Source organism: Johnsonella ignava ATCC 51276 (assembly GCF_000235445.1).
Taxonomy (GTDB): Bacteria; Bacillota; Clostridia; order Lachnospirales; family Lachnospiraceae; genus Johnsonella; species Johnsonella ignava.
This window is the reverse complement of the sequence record NZ_JH378834.1, coordinates 2,915-6,824: the sequence shown is the minus strand read 5'-3', so window position 1 is coordinate 6,824 and position 3,910 is coordinate 2,915. Positions and strand designations below refer to the sequence as shown.

Below are 3,910 nucleotides of genomic sequence, written 5' to 3'. Positions count from 1 at the left end.
CAATCCCTAAAGACTTAAATAGGGTAAAGACAAAGGTTGCTTTTAACCTAACGAAAAGGCAGCTCATAGGCTTCACACTTGCAGGACTGGTTGGAATACCAGTCTATTTATTTATGAGGAAGTTTGTGCCAAATGACATAGCTGTCATATTCCTTATCGTGTCCACGCTTCCTATCTTTTTCATCACACTATTTGAAAAGGACGGACTGACCTTTGAGAAATATTTTAAGCACATCTACCTTCATAAGTTTTATCAGCCAAAAAAGAGAGTGAGAAAGGAGGTTTACCTTGAACAAGAAAAGAAAAATTCAGCAAATAAAACTCATGCAAAACGAAAAGGTATTGAGAAGTCAAAAGCGAGACTTAAAGAAAAGTAATTGCAAGTCAAAAAAAGATAAGGGAGGAATCCTTGACCTTATCTTTAAGAAAGAACCGAAAAGATATACGGTAGAAGATACCATTCCATATCTAAGGCTTTTAAAAAGCGGAATATGCCAGCTTGATGAAAGGCACTTCAGTAAAAGTATAGCCTTTCAGGACATTAACTATCAGCTTGCCTTAGATGAAGATAGGGACTTGATTTTTAATCAGTTTGCAAACTTTCTAAATTCCTTTGATCCGAGCATCAGCATTGAGTTTTCATATATCAATCAGCTCGGACGAAACGAAGAAATGAAGTCGGCAATTCAGATACCGGATAAAAAGGACGGTTTCGACGATATACGCTTTGAATTTAGAGAGATGCTTAAAAGCCAGATTGTAAAGGGAAATAACGGATTGAAAAAATCAAAGTATGTAACCTTTACAGTGGAAGCGGATAATTTAGAGCAGGCAACATCAAAACTTGAAAGACTGGAGATAGATATATTATCTAATCTAAAGAGCATGGGTGTGAGAGCAGAAAGCCTAAACGGAGAAGAAAGGCTAAAGATACTCCACGATGTTTTAAATCCGAATAAGACCTTTGAATTTTCCTACAAAGACCTAAAGAAAAGAGAAAGCACAAAGACATATATTGTGCCTGATGAGTTTAACTTTACACCGAGTAGATACTTTAAGTTTGGCAAATTCATTGGAGCAACAAGTCATTTTCAAATCCTTGCCAGTGAGCTTTCAGATAGGATGTTATCCGAGTTTTTGGATATTGACGATAACATCAATATCTCTTTTCATATCAAGGCGATTGACCAGTCGGAAGCCATTAAGATGGTAAAACGAAAAAACACTGATATTGATAAGATGAAGATTGAGGAAAATAAGAAGGCGGTAAGAAGCGGTTATGATATGGACATTCTTCCATCGGACTTAATCACCTATGGGGAAGATGTAAAAAGCCTCTTAAAAGACTTGCAGACAAGAGATGAGCGAATGTTTGTGGTAAGTATCGTCTTTATGAACTTTGCAAGGACAGTGCAAAAGCTCGATAACACAATTGCTCAGATAAGCTCTATTGCAAATAAGCATAACTGTAAGCTGAAAAGACTTGACCATTCTCAGGAACAAGGTTTAGTGAGCGTGCTGCCTCTTGGTGTAAATAAGATTGAAATAGATAGAGGACTGACAAGCTCATCAACGGCAGTATTTATGCCATTTACCACAGAGGAGCTTTTTATCAATTCAAGTAATAGTCTTTACTACGGACTAAATGCCCTAAGCCATAACCTGATTATGGCAGATAGAAAGAAATTAAAGAACCCAAACGGTCTAATCCTCGGAACTCCGGGCAGCGGTAAATCCTTTAGTGCCAAAAGAGAGATGGCAAATGCGATTTTAGTAACGGATGATGATGTGATTATCTGCGATCCGGAAGGAGAGTACGGAAACCTTGTAAGACAATTTAAGGGAGAAGTGATAAAAGTCAGCAGTAAATCAAAAGACTACTTAAATCCCCTTGATATAAATATGAACTACGGTGATGGGGACGCACCTCTTAAAGACAAGGCAAATTTCATTATGTCTATGCTTGAGCTTGTAGTTGGCGGTAGTGGACTTACAGCAGAAGAAAAGTCCGTTATAGATAGATGCCTACCTAAGATTTATGAAAAGTATTTTGAAAACCCAGAGCCTTGTAATATGCCAATACTGCAAGACCTATACGATATGTTAAAAGGACAGGAGGAAAAGGTTGGTAAGAAGCTGGCAACAGAGATGGAAATCTATGTGTCAGGTTCTCTTAATGTATTTAATCACAGGTCAAATGTGGACTTAAATAAGAAGCTCCTTTGTTTTGATATTAAAGAACTTGGAAGTCAGCTAAAGAAAATCGGTATGCTTGTTATTCAGGATCAGGTGTGGAATAAGGTGTCACAAAACAGAGGAAACAAGGCTACAAGGTACTATATCGACGAGTTCCATTTGCTTTTAAAAGATGAGCAGACAGCATCCTATTCCGTAGAGATTTGGAAAAGATTTCGTAAATGGGGAGGTATTCCAACAGGTATTACGCAGAATGTCAAAGACCTACTTATGAGTAAGGAGATAGAAAATATCTTTGACAATACAGACTTTGTCTTAATGCTAAATCAAGCATCGGGAGATAGAGAGATACTTGCAAGAAAACTTAAAATCTCACTTCCTCAGCTTAGATATGTTACCAACTCCAATGAGGGCGAGGGACTACTTTTCTTTGGAAATACCATTGTTCCTTTCCTTGATAAGTTCCCGAAAGATACAATCCTTTATCAGAAGATGACTACCAAGCCGGAAGAAGTGAGGTAGCCTATGGGAAAGAAGCTGAAAAAGGACTTTAAGGAAAGGCATAAGGCAAGCCTTGAAAGAGAGATGTTTCATAGTAAAACAGATACGATACCTGAAGAAAGTAAGCTAAAACATAACGATGATTACAGAGGTAAAATCGTTCATGAGAAAGAACGGTTTCAGGATAAAGTGCATGAAAAAACAAGTAAGGTAAGTGCTGATAATGAAAAGGATTATGGAAATTCCAAGAGAAACGCAAAATATAGAGTTTCAGATAAGGGGAGCATAACTTCTGTAACTGAAACTGGAAGAGCGGATTATGTTACAGAGGTTAAGGATGGGAAAATCTATGATCCTTTAGGAAAAGACCTTGATAATGATGGGATTATAGACAGATACGATAATGACTTTAGGGATAGCGACTATTTTGAGTCAACCTATGATGTCGAGGATAATCTTCATCATAAAGCAGAAAATACAAATAGTTTCTCAAAAAGCCAAAAAGCTCAAAAGAAAAATTATAAGAGAAAAAACTATACCGAAAGCCTTTATACAAGGAAAAAGGATGATGTGTTAAAGGAGAATAAGCCTGATGATAAAAAGACTGGAAAAGATACTGCAAGCAAAAAAGTTCATAGCAGTATTTATAAAGAGCAGAAGAAAAAGCTAAAGAAAGATATGGTAAAAGTATCTGCACTTTCAGGACTTGCTAAAGGAAGTGAAACTGTAAGAGATTACTTGTCTCATGGAAGTGATGAAAATCAAGGAGTGGAAGCAGGAGAAAAGACAGCAGATACAAGCTCCAAGCTCATTCATGGCATAAAGAAGTATTCTGATAAGAAAAGAGCTAAAAGAGGCTATGACCTTACAAATAAGGACTATAAAATCAGAAAGCGTAAGTCAAAGTTGGAATTTCGTGATGCCAAAAAGGAACTGAAAAAGACGGATGAGTATAAAAGAGCAAGTGCATATAAAAGATTTCAAAAGAAAAATCAGGTAAAGGCAGCAATTTCTCGTGAGAATAAGTCAAGGCTTAGAGATCGAATTAAAGAGGGACTTATCGGAACACTGAAAAGCTCAAAGGATATGATTATCCGAAAAGCAAAAGGACTAATGCTTATTTTCATAGGCATCATTATCTTAGGGACCTTTTGTGATTAACTTTGCAGGAACGGGAATGACAGGCTTTATGAACTCTACAAGCTCTGTGCTT

Annotated in this window: 2 protein-coding genes and 1 pseudogene; all 3 read left to right on the top strand. The window is 36.9% G+C overall.

The genetic code is table 11. The annotated features are described in order from the left end of the window. Window positions 1-2 precede the first annotated feature (2 nt). Entirely contained in the window at window positions 3-377 is a 375-nt protein-coding gene (locus tag HMPREF9333_RS08170; protein ID WP_040882686.1) for a PrgI family protein, read from the top strand. Then, window positions 289-2,718 (top strand): VirB4-like conjugal transfer ATPase, CD1110 family, encoded by a 2,430-nt coding sequence (locus HMPREF9333_RS08165; RefSeq protein WP_040882684.1) that lies wholly within the window; start codon window positions 289-291, stop codon window positions 2,716-2,718. Before HMPREF9333_RS08170 ends, HMPREF9333_RS08165 begins: the two co-directional genes overlap by 89 nt. A 3-nt stretch (window positions 2,719-2,721) precedes the next feature. Then, a pseudogene (locus HMPREF9333_RS08160) lies at window positions 2,722-3,910 on the top strand (CHAP domain-containing protein); the annotation flags it as partial.